Source organism: Vibrio sp. CUB2 (assembly GCF_001557945.1).
GTDB lineage: Bacteria > Pseudomonadota > Gammaproteobacteria > Enterobacterales > Vibrionaceae > Vibrio > Vibrio owensii.
Genome location: NZ_LNRB01000027.1, coordinates 14,374 through 30,117, shown reverse-complemented (window position 1 = coordinate 30,117; position 15,744 = coordinate 14,374). Strand labels below are relative to the sequence as shown.

Genomic DNA, 15,744 nt, shown 5'->3' with positions numbered 1-15,744 from the left:
CTAATAGCACTTTCGCTTGCTATCAGGAATACGCTGCTTCGGCAGCGTTTTTCCTTTCTATCGCTTGAATTTCCCAAATATCAACTCCATATCTACAATCAACGACAAGAAACAAAAAGCAAGGATACTCTGATGCAATCCCCATTTATCGTTGAGTTAACAGAACAAAATTTCCGTGAAACGCTTGAAGGATCAATGAACACGCCTGTATTGATTCACTTTTGGGCGGGCGCTCAACCAGAAAGCGCACAAGTGATTCCTGATCTACAAATGCTGACTCAGCAATACAACGGCGCATTTACCCTTGCTCTATTGAACTGTGAACAGCAACCTGCTCTTGCTTCTCAATTTGGCGTGCAAGTGCTGCCAACCATCGCATTATTCATGAACGGCCAAGCCGTCGATGGTATGGGTGGTCCTCAGCCTATTGATGCGATTACGGCAATGCTGCAAAAGCATCTACCAAGCCAAGATGAGATGCAGTTGAAGCAAGCAAGTGAATTGCTCCAACAAGGTGAGCATGCTCAGGCGTTAGCGATTCTTCAAACGCTATCGGAAGAGCTTCAAAACCGTGGCGACGTGAAACTGGCGATGGCAGATTGCTTGCTGGAAACCAAACAGTTTGAATTGGCACAAACGCTGTTAAGCGCGATTCCACTGGAATACCAAGACAACTACTACAAAGGTTTGATCGCGAAGTTAGACCTGCATCTTCAAGCAGCAGAAAGCCCAGAGCTTCAGCGTCTTGAACAAGAACTAGCAGCAAACCCTGACAACATTGAATTGGCGTGTGAACTTGCCGTTCAGTACAACCAAGTAGGTCGCGATGAAGAAGCGTTAGAGCTACTTTGGAGCATTCTAAAGACCAATCTAGGCGCACAAGATGGTGAAGTGAAGAAAGTCTTTATGGATATCTTGAGCGCACTTGGCCAAGGCAACGCTCTGGCAAGTAAGTACCGCCGTCAACTTTACTCGATTTTGTACTAAGCGAATCGATTTAAAGCAGGACAGCTCAAATAGAAAAGGCCGGAAAACTCCGGCCTTTGTTGTTTCAACCATTCCTAAAATGCTCGTTGCGAGAGAGGCTGGTACTAAAAATCACTGTACAGCGTAGGTACCGCAGGTGGGTATTCAATCGGCTGCCAGCGGTCATTGAAGGTGTATTTTCCGTACAGCATGAAATGGTTTGGCGTATAAAACTCTGAACGCTGTAGATCCACCAGCGCACCGATATACCAACGTTTACTCACTCGTTTCTCAACGGCGGCTTGCAGCGAAGCACCAAAACCGCCACCGCGCTCAGAACTGTCACCAGAAGATAAATAAGGCGCATCTTCTTCTGTCCATGAGTTAGAAATGGAAGCACTCAATTGATACGACCATGTGCTGTCGTAGCGACCGTAATAGTTGACTGGCAATGACACAGAGAAATAACTTTGCGGGCTGTAGTAGCCACCATGGCCAAGCGTGTATTCGCCCAAGTTCTTGTCATAGTCGAGGTACATCAAGTTGGTGCCAATGCTCAGGCGCTGATCATCCGTTGCGATCAGTTTGTAGTAAGCCCCACCAAGCACACCAAGACGAGTATTGTCTTCAACGTTTTCACCCGTCAGTGCATGGTATTGCAGGCTGCTCCAAAAACCGTAAGGGCCACCTATATCCCAGCTCGAATTGAGCTTAACACCTGTTCGAACTACACCACCCCATTTTTTGCCTTGAGGATCACTGGTTCCACTCGGTACTGTCATTCCAGCATAAGAAAGTGTGCTGCTGGTTTCAGGACGGCGAGACGCTTCTGCTGTCCATCCGAAGTCCCCGAGATCACCATCCACACTGACCCCGCCTACCCAAGTAGTATGTTCAAAACCAATCGGTGTGGTACCAATGTCTACTTGCCAATCTTTGGCTTGCCAACCCACACCAAGTGCCATACCTGATGCATCATCTTGGAATGAGGTGCTGTCAGAGCCGTTTGTCTTCTCGTAGTAATCTAGCTCGCCGGAATCGATAGACACGTAATCCGCTCTCAGCAGCAGATGCCCGTCGAGTGATTCAATCGGAATACGTGCTTCGATTGGCACTTGGTTAGATGAGTTACGTCCATCACGGGCACTGTAATCCCAACCAATAATTACATGACCATCACTGCGGTCATGGAGCGTATCGATGTCCGACTTAACATTGCGCGTTAGCCAGTAGTCATCTGCTGTATCATACAACTCACGCAAAGTAAGCGTCTCTAGACTTGCTTCATCTGGTTTTGCACTTTTTTCAATTCGATCACTGTTCAGTGCCTGACGTCCGCGCTCTTCCGCTAACGTCCATTGCTGATTGTCCATCGCAATAGACATGCTGTTTCGATACGCTAGAGCGTCGGCGTCCTGTGTATCATCGAGCAAGCGGTTCAGGGTGTTCGCATCATTGCGGTAACCAAGTTGATTGAATACCGAAGCAACCGTCATCAACTGAGCAGCATTCAGCGTGTCGCGCTTCTTATTCAAGATCAGATGCAAGTCGTGATAGGTTGCCTCATCTCCACTCTGTGCGCTAGCTTGCAGCAAGCCCACCTGAGCTTGCGTCTTGAATGGTTCAGGTTTTGATGAGATACGTTCATACAAAGCCATTGCTTGCTCTGGCTGTTGATTCGCGAGTAACAAATCCGCTTGCGCTAAAGTACGACGTGTTTTGAGTTCATCAAATTGCAGCGCTTCAGAGGCACTGACTGCTTGCTGGTCTTTACTCAACGCCAAGCCTTCGTACCATTGGTCGAAATCGTCAAACTGATTCAAGCTCACCATCATACTGCCGTAAGCGAGTTTTTCGTCGGTATTCCATTTGCTTGAAGGGCGAATGCTTTGATAAATGCGCTGCGCTTCATCGACCTTTTCAATCTCTACCCAAGCACTCACAAGCCTTGCTAGAGGTTGAACTTGCCCAGCATATTGAGACTCAAGCGACGTCAACATGGTAGTGACAGCCTTCGGTGAGCCCTGATAACGCGCGGGTAAATCTTGTAAATCAGCATTGAGCTTTAAGCGTGTGAGGTTACGCTCCATGGCAGGGGTAACTTCACGCTTCGGCACACTCTCTAACTCAGAAATCGCCGCATCGACTTTAAAATCTTGAGCAAGATACAAGGCATAAGCGAACTTCATTTCCGGATCAGTGCTGTTCGTCGCCCATTCAGACATCAGTTTGTCGGCACGACGTTTATCACCCATAGAGCGAACAACATCAGCAATATCCAGTCTCAACCACGGCGATGTTGGTTTTAGCTCAATCAACTCTTCCACTGCAGATTGCATACCTGCTTGGTCATCTTTCGCTATCGCAATGCGCAATCTCGCCAGAATGATCTCAGATTGAATGCCATTGATTTTCTCAGACACCACCTGTTTTTGCGCCGGAGAAAAACGCTGCGCAACCGACTCTGCACCCACCCAATCTTGTTGCTCAATACGAACGTCTAGCCGTCCACGTAAGGCAGAGCCGTTGAGTTGCTCAAGTTTGAGCGCTTGGATATAGGCTTTATCTGCCGCGGCATAGTTCTTTTGTGCTAAGTAAAGCGCCCCCAAAGAGGTAAAAGCATAAGGCTGAGTTTTATCGGATTGAATGGCTTTACGGTAAAGGCTTTCAGCTTGTTTAAACTGCCCTTTCTCGGCTAGCGCATCACCTTGATCCAAATACGCCCAATATTGCGAGGTTTCAATCAAAGTGGCCCATTTAGAAGCACTATCCGGGTCTTTATCTAGCTGCTGTGCACGTTCAAAATACTCAAGCGCCTTTTGTTGCTGACCTTTACGCAGATAGACCTTGCCCATACCACCCAATATTTCTGGGTCGTTCGGACGCGTCGTCATCGCATACCGCAACTGCTTCTCGGCTTGCAAGGTTTTGTCTTCATCCAGCAGTTTGAGACCTTTCAATTTGGCAAGATAGGTTGGGTCCTTACGCAGATCTTGCTCGGTTTCCCAGCGTTTTTTCGCGCCTTGGTTAGCTCGTTGTATCTCAAGATCTGATGGATAGTAACTCGCTAAAATCGCGTATTGTTGAACCACTTGTTCTGAGATAGGCAGTTGATCGAGAGCACGCAACCAAGATGTCGCCGCACTGCTGCCAATGACTGGGGCTAAAGCGAGCTTTTTGTAGGTATCCAAAATCCATGGGTCAGCTGGATTCTCTTTGCGGATATGATTCGCCAATGCGAGTTGAAACTGAGGCACACCCGGGTAATCTGCATTTAAGCGCTCTAAACCTTGTTTTACCGCCAGCCAACTTCCATCAAGATTGCTTTGCAGCTGCAGAAACTCTAACTGCAATGCAGCAGAAGGCATGCCGTTGGGAAAAATGACTTTATACGCTTGGATGGCTTCTTCGTAACGGCCAGATTTAGCTAGCAACTTAGCTCGTTGGTAATCGCCTTTCTTATCTCCTTGAAGAGACATGATGGCAGCCAAGTCTTTGGCTTGTGGAGAATTTGGCGATTGTTTGGTTAAACGCTGGAACGTCTGCTTCGCCAACTCAGGTTGCTTACGCTTTAAGTACATATTGGCTTGGTAATACAAACCAATCGGGTTGCCTTCCTCAATCGCAAACAAACGCTCTAACGTACTTTCAACAATGTCGTCGCGTCCTATTGCATCCGCCAGTTTCAGCTGTTCAACCAGCCACTCCACCGAGTTTACCCGAGCAAGAGATGTCGAGAACTGAACCGTTTCAACTGGTTGGTACACTGCGGCTAACTGCGCTTTGCTAAGCGGCTTTGAGCTAAAACTTTGTGCATAAACAGGAGCAATCCCGCTCGCCATCATGGCCAGCGAGATCAACCACGAAGCACGTCTTGCTATTGGCATTGCTCGCTCCATGCAGGCAACAGTTCACCTTGTTTGCCAAAGCGGTAGCGCGCCTGATGCCAGCCTAGGCCAAACAAACTCAAAACATTGTCGTAGTAGTGGTCGTTTCTGTCCGAGATAAGCTCTTGCTGCGCTCGGCTTGCTTGTGCTTTGAGCAGCTCAGACTCACCAGACGCCGCCAACAAAGGCAATGCAGCGGCAGAAAATCCTGCACTGCCAACTTGAGTGTATTCACCCGTTTCTGTATTCACTTCTCGTGGTGGTGCGCCGAGCGCTTTAGTCGCTGCGACAAAGGGCTGCATTTGCTGAATCAGCTGAGCTTTTTCTGTGACTTGGTCATCAAGCATACCCGCCCATAGGTAGGTACGAATGGCGTTGTAACTGCCAATTGGCCCAGTCACCGAATCGGCACTGTACTGACCTTGGCTGAGCGTTGCCCAATCAGGGCTGAAACCTTTTGGCATGGTTTGCGTTAGTATTTGCGAGCTTGCTTTATACATGCCATCCCATGAATACTGCGGATACAGAGCTTCCATTCGGGCAATCAGCTGTAACGGTACATAGCTCGGGTTCACACGGTAGCGATCACCAAACTCAAACCCTGTTGGTGCAGGCAGTAACACGGTGCCCACACCGTCAATGGTCACAGTCTCTTCTCGTAGAATACGACTAGCAAGCAGATGACCAAGCGATTGGTAGTAATAGTTATCCCACAGTCGACCCGCTTCCACTAAAGCGTAAGCAATCCAAAGGTCGGAATCCGATGCTGCATTAGTATCTAACACACCAAAACTGCCGTTCTCTTTTCTGCCCCATAACCAAGCTGGCAATCTTGCCGTAAGGTCGCCACCAGCTAAATGCACTTGAGTCCAGTTTAATACCTCGGCGAAGGCTTTTTGATCATTGGCAACCAAAGCAAAGAACAACGCATAGGACTGGCCTTCCGATGTGGTGATCATGCGTTCATCGCTGCCATCCACGACTCGACCTTGTTCGATGTAAACCGACTTAAATGTGTCCCATTGTGGCCAGTCACACGTGTTTGCCCACAGCTGAGGAGAAGTCAGTAGCATGATAAGTGCAATCAGCTTTTTCATTCCTCTTCCTCCTCAGTTTTCTCTAGACGTTTTGCAGCAACCTGACGCAGAACACGCCAAAGCACAATAGTCACGATCACCATCAATAACGCAGCGAAGCATGCCACGATGATTGGATGATTTGAGAAGTGGAACCACACTAATTGCCACACTGGCAGCTCACCCACAAAGTAATGAGAACCAACGTTATAGCTCGCGACTTCATCGTTTCTTAGCGTCACTACAGAGCCAAACATATGCTCCACTTTGCCCGAATCCGCAAGTGCTTCATCAACCGTAGCAAAATCGGCAGGATGAGCAGCCATAATAGACACTAAACTGCGATTATTTGTGTAAGGTGATTCCATACCATAAATCGCAGCAAAGGAGCCGCCTGCTTCCACTGAAACATAATCAGCTGGCACTTGGTTAGCATCGCTTGGGTTCATCCAGTTCATACCAAGCTGCTGTTCATTCTTGCTCGGTAGACGAATTTGGCGCTCGCCTGCTTCAACCACCAGATTCACTTGGTCTGGGTCGTTCGCCGCTTCTTCTAATGAACGCACCACACCAATGCTCAAGATATCTTTGTCTTTTAGCGCTTGTGCATCCCACTTATCGGTCAACAATACTTGGATGCCTGGGTAGCCAGAATCGCCGCCCAAAGAGCCCATCACATTCAAGAAGGTTTGCAGTGCTTCTTTTGGTGCGTTTTTTGGCACCACAACAGCAGTTTCAGACAGATCCGCCATGCGTGTGTACGGGAAGCCAGATGTTGCGAACGCACGCATGTTTGGCATTTCGATGTAATGCGGGAAGCCGCTAAAGTCGATCGTCGAGTCGCCATCAACCACTGCATATTGCTTGCTTGGTTGAGTCACCTGACACAAGCCATCAGTGACAGAGGCAAAGCCAAATTCAAAATCGATCTGGTTTTTGCTGCCCACTTTGAATGCTGGAATACGTACACGGTCGTCACTGCTAAGAATGCTGTCATCCAACAATGGCACACGAACGCGGTTAGAGTCGCCACCTTGACCCGCAGTGGTCAAGTTAAAGGCTTCGATGAACTGGTCGTTAATGCTCAACGTGAGACGGGAGCCAGAATGGTCTTCCGTCGGCGGTGAGTAACGGTAGTTCAGATCCATTGGAATACCACGACTCTGCCAAGTAAACAGATCTGGTGGCAAACGTAGGCTCACGCTGATAGGCGGTGGTGTGCGACCTTCCACTTGCAGCATGCTCTTTTGCTCAACCAATTCAGACAACGCAACCGGTCGATCTGTGCTCACCCAGTTTGGCGCATCGTAAGGCACGCGAGGTTTGATTTGCTTCACCTCGTTGATCTTGGCAATGGGGCCGGTAAGAATCTGGTTACCCAATGCCAAGCCACGTACTGCGGTGTTTAGGTCAGCACTATCACGACCAATCACCAGCAATAACTTCACGTAGGGATCAGTTGGATGGGTGATCACCTGTACACGCGGACCATCTGTATCTGGGAAGTCTTTTAGGAATTCAGGTTTGTTGTCGTTGGTGATAAACACCACAGCGTTGCGCTCTGGCAAAGTGTCGAAACTCAGAGGGAACTGCGCACCGCGCCAAGCCGCTAAAGAGCCGAAGTAGGAACTCAAAACACCCGCGGCTTTCACTTCGTCTAAGTCATATTTATCGCCCATCACAACAGGCAGATTAAGTTGGCTAAAGTCACGAACATCAAAGAAAGGCGCTGGCAGTAAGCTCAAATCGCTTTCTAGCTGCGTTTTTTGCACAAACATTTCGATGCGGCTGCTTTGGCTGATCTCGGCCCAAATACTGGAATCATTCGGGTTGGCACAGTCTTTTTGAGTATTGCCAATCAGCTCAAAACGAATTTGGTTGTAGTTACTGAAGTAACGCGTATCCAGTGGCATAGAAAGACTGAGCTTTTTACCCTGCTGGCCATCAACGATAGACGCCACGCCCATCAATTCGTTGTTCAAGTACACTTTGACGTGCGATACCAAAGCAAGTAACGCTGGCGAAGGCGTAATATCAAAGTACAACGTGGCTTTCGAAACCACCTCATCAAGGCGAGAGCCAAAGCCAACATAAGCATTCGCTTCACTGCCTTGAATTGCAATTGAGCCGCTGTAGCCTAATTGACTGAATGGAACGACTCGCTTAAAGACGGTGGCATTTTCCGCGTCTTGTTGCTGAGCTTGAGGTTCCGACAATTGCTGTTTTACTTCTTGTGCCGCGAGACTGCCCGACATACACATCAGAGTGATTGCCGTCGTCAACGCTGTTAGTTTTTTATTATTTAGCATGACTTGTGGTCCTGATTGGGACATAGCGAGGTCGAAGTGACCAAATAAATTCGATACAAAATAAAAGTGCATCCACACTGACCACGACAAATTTCGGGCAGTGTTGTAGCAAGCGCTTGTATCCATTAAAGCCGACTTGTAGAACGGCCTGCATACTCGATAGTGGCTTATCTGCTTGATAGCCTTGTTGCCATTTCGCCCATGTATCTGCTCGTGCAAATGTACATTGGACGTATTGGATTTGTTGTTGATGCGACAATTCATTGAGTTGCATACCGAACATGCCTTTATGAGCATAGGCAACCGTCATCGGGAACACGAATTCTTGTCCACCACGATTCAGAATCACTTCGAGTGACTGACCGAGTAAGTACTGGCAAGTTTGTTCGTCAACGCCATCGATTTCGATGCGGACGCCCCCCAATGAAAAGTCTTTCATCTGAGCTTGAATCAAATGCCCAGAGTGCAATCTCACCGCAACAGGAATTGCCACCTCTACGCGGTGATCTTTTCGTACCTGTTTCGCTTCTACCGCAACCGCAACCGCTGCACCTAAGATCAGCAAGTTGTACATCGTCCATACTAAGTTAACGATGACAGTACCAACCTCATCTTGGGGCCCCCACCCCATTCGATACAGACCCACGGCAAAACCAAGAATATTCAGTGCCACGAGCACCAAATACGGTCGAGAGATCACCCAGTCGTAATGCGATTTTTCAACTAAGCCCCCTTTCGCCGTTACATTGAATGTCCCTTTGTGAGGCGCAAACAAAGCGACGGTGGTTGGTCTTGCGATGTACCAAGCCAGCACGGTTTCATACACTTCTCCCCAGAAGGAGTAACGATAGTCACCCTGCATGCGTGAGTTGGTCATACTGGCGTGGATCATGTGCGGCAAAACGTACAGGATGATCGCCAATGCTGGTGCGTAAATGACGTAAGAGTGCAGCAATAAAAACGCCAGAGGTGCAATCAAAAAAACAATACGCGGTATACCGGATAAGAAATGCAGCATGGCATTGACGTAACAAAGCCGCTGCGACAACTTCAGCCCTTTACCGGTGAGCGGGTTGTCGACCCTGAAGATCTGCGCCATGCCCCTCGCCCAGCGAATACGTTGCCCTACGTGTGCCGATAAAGTTTCTGTCGCTAAACCCGCTGATATCGGCTGCTTAAGGTAAGCAGAGCGATAGCCCAATCGGTGCATGCGCAGTGACGTATGTGCGTCTTCCGTTACAGTTTCAACTGCAATACCACCCACTTCTTCAAGCGGTTCACGGCGCAAAATGGCGCACGATCCACAGAAGAAAGTCGCGTCCCATAAATCGTTACCATCTTGAATTAACCCATAAAACAAGTTGCCTTCGTTAGGCACATTGCGGAAGTTCGATAAGTTACGTTCAAACGGATCCGGAGAGAAGAAGTGGTGCGGAGTTTGAATCAGCGCCAGCTTCGGATCTTTGAGGAACATGCCCATGGTGAGCTGGAAGAATGCTCGAGTTGGAATGTGGTCACAATCGAAGATCGCCACAAACTCGCCATCCGTCTGCTTTAACGCATAGTTGATGTTACCGGCTTTGGCGTGCTCGTTAGTTGGCCTGCGAATGTAGTTAACCCCTACACTCTTTGCGAAGTCACGGAAGCTGTCTCGTTTACCATCATCGAGAATGTGAATTTTCAATTTGTCTTTTGGCCAGTCCACACCCATTGAGGCATACACCGTCGCTTTAACCACATCGAGATCTTCGTTGTAAGTCGGAATCATCAAGTCGATGGTTGGCCAAGTCGATTGATCTTGTGGCATCGAAACCGGCTTACGGTTAAGCGGCCATATATTCTGGAAGTAACCCAGCATCAACACGATCCAAGAATAGGTTTCTGCCAAAAGCAAAATACCCCCTAATATCAGTGCAATAGGATCGTCCCAGTTTAAGGTTGATGAGTAACGCCACCAGAGATAACGGCAAGATGCTGTCACCGAAAGAATGATGAGCAACATGGTCGGAAAGCGCCCCGGCATGCGTCGCACCATCATGGCAAGTGCCCACAATAAAAGCACAAATACAGTCTGTGCCTGATAGCCGAATGGCACGGTAAAACAGAGCAATGCGAGCAACACCACGAGGAACAGCAATGCATAGTTCAATACCATCGCAGACTTGCTGGCTTTCATGCGTTCACGAACTTCAGGATCTTTAACTTGGTTGGCCGTTTGTTCTAACCAACGAACACTTTTAGCCACCAGCTCAAACGGCAAGTAGAAAGCATTGCGGATTTTCTCAGCAAGATGCATCACGACACCACTGGCTTGATGAGACCAAGCAGACGCCACACTTTGCTTAAAACACAGTAACCAAACGCTCTGGACAACAAATCGAATCGGGTCAAACAAGCGAGGAGCGGCGTAGTTAACTTGTGGGAAATAGACCAGAGGCAGCTTCCAAGAGGGAACACCAGAAATCACAGGTTTTAGGAAAACAAAGCTCAATGAAAACCAAACAGAAAGCACAATGTTGCCCAACCAATTGGTTTTGCACTCCCAAGCTTGCTCATACGCCTGCTTGTGCGACTGAAATTGATCGACTATCCAGCTCTGGAAGATAAGATTGAGGCTACGCATTCACTAGCCCTGAGAAGTTGCAGCGGCAAGCGTTGAAACGCACCAAAATGCCAAAGACTGGTAATCTTTCGCTGCTTGGCTCGTCGGAGAGTAATGCTGAACGGTCGTCAAATTGGCGGCGCATTCAGCCAATGCCGTATCACGGTGCATGAGAACAGGCACTAACGACGCTTGCAGTTCCTTCTTAAACACCAGCATGAAATCTCGGCCAATCTCAGTCTCAGGCTGATATTGATTAAGAATGTAACGCAGCTTACCAGACTCAACTAGGTTGCTGATTTGAGACGAGTGTCTAAGCGCCGTTTGTAACGCTGCGTAGTTCATTGCATCAGCGTTAATAACCACAAACACCATGTCCATCGACTCAACAAACGCGTTCATTTCTGGAGCCATGAGGTAAGACATATCACCGTGGAACAACTGCCATTGCTCTGCATCTGTGACTTGCAAGGTTGAACGACCAAGCGCTTGAAGGAATTGATAAGATTGAGCGAACAGCCCCTTTTTGTCGGCATCCAATTCGCCAAATGGCAGCAACAGAGCGCCTTGCGGGCTTTGATACCCGGCCTCTACCCAGGCATCGTCAGACAACACACGTGCTGCCCAACCGTCTCGCTCTTCGTAAGGAAGACCAAGATGAAGGCGTAACAGATTCTCAGGCACTGCGTCGATCGCAAGAACCTGCTTGTTAATTTTAACTAAAGCTTGAGCCAAGTTTGCGGTTACCGTGGTTGCTCCACACCCGCCCCTTAAGCTAACAAAAAGAAGGCGCTTCATATCGCTTCCGTTTCAAGACCTGCTTGTTTGTTTTTGATCCCAGTTCCACTGTCTTTGGTCGGTTGAGATTGAAAAACCAACCATTTACTTTTCACATTGAGATACGACTCATTTTCTGTCGTCTCAACATATTGATGCTGAGTTAAGTCATATGAAGAGTAGATCGAATTAATGTCTTTTGCTGGCTCTGTCACGACATCTTTCCACGTTATCCACGCATCTGATAAAGCGCTAAGACACTCCTATCTTGCTTAAATTTTTATCAAATACGATGCTGAAAATTTGACGCACCTAACCCGTGCATCACATATTTATAGAATGAGAAAAAATGTGAACAACCTAAGTCATTGATCACATGATTATTAAATTCCTAAATGATGTTTGGCTTCAGAAACTGAGATTATGAAGATGAGTTGTAATTATCCGTTTACGACATATAAGCCAAAATTATAGTCAAACTATAAACATATTAGTTTGCAAATGCATAATTTTAAACTTATAAACATCAAGGCAGATAATGCTATATCTAATTTTATTTTTGATCAATTTCGTTTAATATCTTTGCGTCATTTTATTGTCACATTGGCACTTTTTTCTGTAACGTTTTACATACAGCGACAGCTTAAAGACAAAGAAAGATGAACATAACCAACTGATTAAAAGGCTATTTTGATGTCATTAATAAACGGTCTATCCGCAATTACCAGTGAACGAGAAAATCGATCCGTATACGTCAATTTATTTTCTCACAAACACATGACAATTGAGTTCTTAATTAGTGCATCAAGCCAAAATCACAACACTTCACTTACAAGTTTCACCAATAAAGAAACTTTCCTTTCCGGTCTAAACCGCGAAGCATCACAAAAATTCAATGACTTATCTGATAGTTATCTTGATAAGATCTACTTCATAAGTAATAAAAATCTAAAAAAGAAGTTAGACCCAATTAATCTTGCTAAAGACATTCACAAAATAAATATTAGTAAGAGCTCTAACTATATTTTGTTTATTCCCGACTCGATTTTATCTCACTGCAGCGACAAAGATGTAGGCATATTCCTAAGAACAATAAATGAATTCGCCCATAAAAAATCGCTCATTATCAATATATGTATCTATGGTCATTTGGCGACATCGATACTTAAGCCTAAGTTGTTGACGAATAATCAATACCTTGCTGGTCTAGCGACGATGAGCGCATTAGATGAAACACGATACAGTTACTTTGTCGACTTTTGGTCCAACAAACATGGAGTGAAATCAGAAGAGGAATACATCCTATCTTTTGATGAGAACTGCCACTTGCTCGCGACACCATATGAAAAGTTGCAAACGAACGATGTTACAGAAGACAAAGCCGATAGCGAACGACTTTACATAACAAAAGAAGCCCTGGGTGACAGCACAAAAGTGCCAAGAGGAATGCACCTAGCAGAAAATAACCAACAGCTATTGGAGATGTTAGATAGCCCTAGAGCCTCGACGATCGTTTTCAACTGTTCAAGTCAAAGCGAAGTGCAACAGTTGGCATTGGATTGCTACCGACTGCGCACGAAAGCGGGTAGACAACTCAAGCTCGTGATCAGAGAAACACAACAATGTTTACGATACGCGGATGAAAAGTTTTTGCTTCGTGCTGGTGTAAATCTGATTTCACCGGTGCAAGTGCCTCAGATGCGCTTTATGACTCAGGTAGAGGCTATACAAGGGCAAATGCTGACGCGTGCATTGCCTCAAAGCTTAGAGGCCTTACTAAAGTACGACGTTAAATTTGGCAGCAAAGGCTACCTGCATAACAGAGACTTCAGTCAATACTGCACAGATGTGATCGCCAGTTCGAGCCGTTCTAACGTCAACTTTGCTCTGATTAAGTTGAATTTGCTACCGGGAATGAGCCCTGAAGAATGCCTTCGTTTGTGCCACATCCGACGAGATGGTGATGTTGTCACCGCTTGTAATAAAGCACTGTACGTTTTGTTCAGTGCTATCCGTCATAACGACATCGATGTTGCACTCAATAATATTTTCGAGTTTCCACCTCGAGATTTGTTCCACTCAACGCGCACCTTCGATACCCATTACGATATCGAAGCTGAACTAAAATACATCCTAGAGGATGAAGTCAGCATCTCCGAGGAGGTATCAAGCTTGACCACAGAGAAACAGATTTTCGCGGTAACGAAAAAGCCTATGATCGAGGTACCTGCTTTGTTCGCAGTTAAAAAAGCCATCGCCATTAAGGAGCAGAAATGAACATTGATGACTTTATGCTCACCGTAGGCATTAGCCTTTGCGTAGGATTAGTCCTTGGCTACTTTCTGCGTGATGCAGTCAGCGCGATAAAGCGACTCTACGATAGATACTTAAAACGCGCGCAATACTTTGAACAAGATCTTTCTGTAAACAAAAACAAGAAGCTTAAGTGATGACTTCACACTCTAAACAGCCCGCTCAGTTCACAATTGGATTAGGTTGGTGGAACATTTATTTTATTGCCAAAGTTGCCCTCTTCCTCCAAGGGATCATTGATTTCCATCCGCTAGAAAACTTTGCGCTCTTACTCTTTATTCTGTTACCTGTGCCAGTAAGAGCATTGAATGTCCTGCGGCATGTTATCGCAGTGATCATCGCCGCATGGCTACTGCATTATGACTCTTTCTTACCTCCGTTAGAGCGATTATGGGCTCAGGCGGGTCAGTTGATGCAGTTTGAGTTTAGCTATCTTGTCGAACTCATGGGACGCTTCATCTCTGTTCAAGCATTGCTTGGGTTGTTTGCTTTGTGCGCAGCGTATTTCATCCTGAGTAAGTTTTTACGCGTTTCTGTATTCGTTGTCATCGCGATGATTTACGTCAGCATTCCAAAAACGCCACAGACTTCAGTCACCGTTGAAACAACTCAACCTGCGCCACCAGCAACTACGGAAGTGGCGGAAACGACACAACCTCAAGTCACAGAAATCAACGATGAGTCGCTCAACAGTATGACAGCAGATTTCTTTGCGAAAGAAGCATCACGACGTGTCTCGTTCAGCCCTGATAGCGCACAAGATGCTCCGTTTGATTTGCTGTTCTTGAGCATCTGTTCCGTCGCTTGGGATGACATTGAGATTGCTGGTATGGCTGATCACCCGTTGTTCAAAGAGTTTGATGTCATGTTTGATAACTTCAGCGCGGCGACATCCTACAGCGGGCCTGCCGTTGTTAGACTGCTGAGAGCGAGCTGTGGTCAACAAGAGCACAGTAAATTGTTCGAGCCTGCTCCAAAGCAATGTTACTTGTTCGATAACCTGAAAGATCTCGGCTTCAAAGAAAACCTGTTGATGAACCACAACGGTGTGTTCGATAGCTTCTTAGAACTGATCAAAAAAGATGGCGACCTAAAAACGAACTTGATGTCTCAAGAAGGATTCAAGCCTTATCAAAAATCATTTGATGGCTCATCGATCTTCCGTGACAAACAGGTGCTTGATGATTGGTGGCAACAACGAATCGAAAGCGATGATGAGAAAGTGGTTGCGTTGTATAACACCATTTCTTTGCATGATGGTAACCGCATCATCAATGCCAATTCGACAACGTCTATGGTGAGTTACAAGAAACGTCTAAAGAACCTTCTTGATGATCTTTATTCGTTCTTCCAAGAGCTTAAAGCCTCTAAACGCAATATCGTTGTTGCTTTGGTGCCAGAGCATGGCGCTGGTATGCGAGGAGATAGAATGCAGATTTCAGGCATGCGTGAGATTCCGGCACCAACGATCGTTCACACTCCTGTCGGAATTAAAGTCTTCGGCGAAGGTATCCAACGCCAAGGCGATACTAAGCACGTAAAAGCACCATCAAGCTATTTAGCGCTATCGCAGTTGGTATCAAATATTCTTGAGCAAAACATTTATGAGAAGAAATTCTTTAGTCCGGATGAGTTAGCAGGAAACTTACCTGAAACACAAGTCGTCGCGCAGAACTCTGGTTCAACGGTGATTGAGGTAAATGGTAAGTACTACGTCTCGTTGGATGGTTCAAGTTGGATTGAATATCCTAAGTAAAAGCTCGACGTAGAGTAACAATCTGAAATTAAAGTGAATAAAGGCTGGGAATTTCCGG

Annotated in this window: 10 protein-coding genes; 4 read left to right on the top strand and 6 right to left on the bottom strand. The window is 46.6% G+C overall.

Annotated elements, in window-relative coordinates; all coding sequences use genetic code 11:
* The first annotated feature begins 132 nt into the window (after positions 1–132).
* Complete coding sequence (locus ATB78_RS26080) at positions 133–987, top strand: co-chaperone YbbN (protein ID WP_061010994.1); 855 nt, start codon at positions 133–135, stop codon at positions 985–987.
* A gap of 104 nt (positions 988–1,091) precedes the next feature.
* Here the strand turns inward: ATB78_RS26080 and ATB78_RS26075 are convergent, their stop codons facing one another.
* The 6 genes from ATB78_RS26075 to ATB78_RS26050 are packed head-to-tail and all read right to left on the bottom strand — an operon-like array spanning position 1,092 to position 11,832.
* Complete coding sequence (locus ATB78_RS26075) at positions 1,092–4,853, bottom strand: cellulose synthase subunit BcsC-related outer membrane protein (RefSeq protein ID WP_061010993.1); 3,762 nt, start codon at positions 4,851–4,853, stop codon at positions 1,092–1,094.
* Positions 4,844–5,950, bottom strand: a complete 1,107-nt coding sequence (gene bcsZ / locus ATB78_RS26070; RefSeq protein WP_061010992.1) for a cellulose synthase complex periplasmic endoglucanase BcsZ — start codon at positions 5,948–5,950, stop codon at positions 4,844–4,846. Before bcsZ ends, ATB78_RS26075 begins: the two co-directional genes overlap by 10 nt.
* Complete coding sequence (gene bcsB, locus ATB78_RS26065; protein ID WP_045498190.1) at positions 5,947–8,238, bottom strand: cellulose biosynthesis cyclic di-GMP-binding regulatory protein BcsB; 2,292 nt, start codon at positions 8,236–8,238, stop codon at positions 5,947–5,949. The genes bcsZ and bcsB overlap by 4 nt, the downstream gene beginning before the upstream one ends.
* On the bottom strand, positions 8,228–10,861 hold the full coding sequence (gene bcsA, locus ATB78_RS26060) for a UDP-forming cellulose synthase catalytic subunit (RefSeq protein WP_045409080.1): 2,634 nt from the start codon (positions 10,859–10,861) through the stop codon (positions 8,228–8,230). The genes bcsB and bcsA overlap by 11 nt, the downstream gene beginning before the upstream one ends.
* Before the next feature lie 3 nt (positions 10,862–10,864).
* A complete protein-coding gene (bcsQ, locus tag ATB78_RS26055) occupies positions 10,865–11,638 on the bottom strand; it encodes a cellulose biosynthesis protein BcsQ (RefSeq protein ID WP_061010991.1) in 774 nt (257 codons plus the stop codon).
* Entirely contained in the window at positions 11,635–11,832 is a 198-nt protein-coding gene (locus tag ATB78_RS26050) for a hypothetical protein (RefSeq protein ID WP_039985971.1), read from the bottom strand. The genes bcsQ and ATB78_RS26050 overlap by 4 nt, the downstream gene beginning before the upstream one ends.
* Before the next feature lie 478 nt (positions 11,833–12,310).
* Here ATB78_RS26050 and bcsE point away from each other — a divergent pair, with 478 nt between their 5' ends.
* The 3 genes from bcsE to bcsG are packed head-to-tail and all read left to right on the top strand — an operon-like array spanning position 12,311 to position 15,686.
* Entirely contained in the window at positions 12,311–13,894 is a 1,584-nt protein-coding gene (gene bcsE / locus ATB78_RS26045) for a cellulose biosynthesis protein BcsE (protein ID WP_005436914.1), read from the top strand.
* On the top strand, positions 13,891–14,067 hold the full coding sequence (locus tag ATB78_RS29910) for a hypothetical protein (RefSeq protein WP_173399914.1): 177 nt from the start codon (positions 13,891–13,893) through the stop codon (positions 14,065–14,067). The genes bcsE and ATB78_RS29910 overlap by 4 nt, the downstream gene beginning before the upstream one ends.
* On the top strand, positions 14,067–15,686 hold the full coding sequence (gene bcsG, locus ATB78_RS26040; RefSeq protein ID WP_061010990.1) for a cellulose biosynthesis protein BcsG: 1,620 nt from the start codon (positions 14,067–14,069) through the stop codon (positions 15,684–15,686). The genes ATB78_RS29910 and bcsG overlap by 1 nt, the downstream gene beginning before the upstream one ends.
* Positions 15,687–15,744: the final 58 nt, after the last annotated feature.

What these genes read in the sequence shown, in the direction of transcription:
- ATB78_RS26080 (WP_061010994.1), top strand. Translation starts at nt 133, where the DNA reads ATGCAATCCCCATTTATCGTTGAGTTAACAGAACAAAATTTCCGTGAA.
- ATB78_RS26075 (WP_061010993.1), bottom strand. Translation starts at nt 4,853, where the DNA reads ATGCCAATAGCAAGACGTGCTTCGTGGTTGATCTCGCTGGCCATGATG.
- bcsZ (WP_061010992.1), bottom strand. Translation starts at nt 5,950, where the DNA reads ATGAAAAAGCTGATTGCACTTATCATGCTACTGACTTCTCCTCAGCTG.
- bcsB (WP_045498190.1), bottom strand. Translation starts at nt 8,238, where the DNA reads ATGCTAAATAATAAAAAACTAACAGCGTTGACGACGGCAATCACTCTG.
- bcsA (WP_045409080.1), bottom strand. Translation starts at nt 10,861, where the DNA reads ATGCGTAGCCTCAATCTTATCTTCCAGAGCTGGATAGTCGATCAATTT.
- bcsQ (WP_061010991.1), bottom strand. Translation starts at nt 11,638, where the DNA reads ATGAAGCGCCTTCTTTTTGTTAGCTTAAGGGGCGGGTGTGGAGCAACC.
- bcsE (WP_005436914.1), top strand. Translation starts at nt 12,311, where the DNA reads ATGTCATTAATAAACGGTCTATCCGCAATTACCAGTGAACGAGAAAAT.
- ATB78_RS29910 (WP_173399914.1), top strand. Translation starts at nt 13,891, where the DNA reads ATGAACATTGATGACTTTATGCTCACCGTAGGCATTAGCCTTTGCGTA.
- bcsG (WP_061010990.1), top strand. Translation starts at nt 14,067, where the DNA reads ATGACTTCACACTCTAAACAGCCCGCTCAGTTCACAATTGGATTAGGT.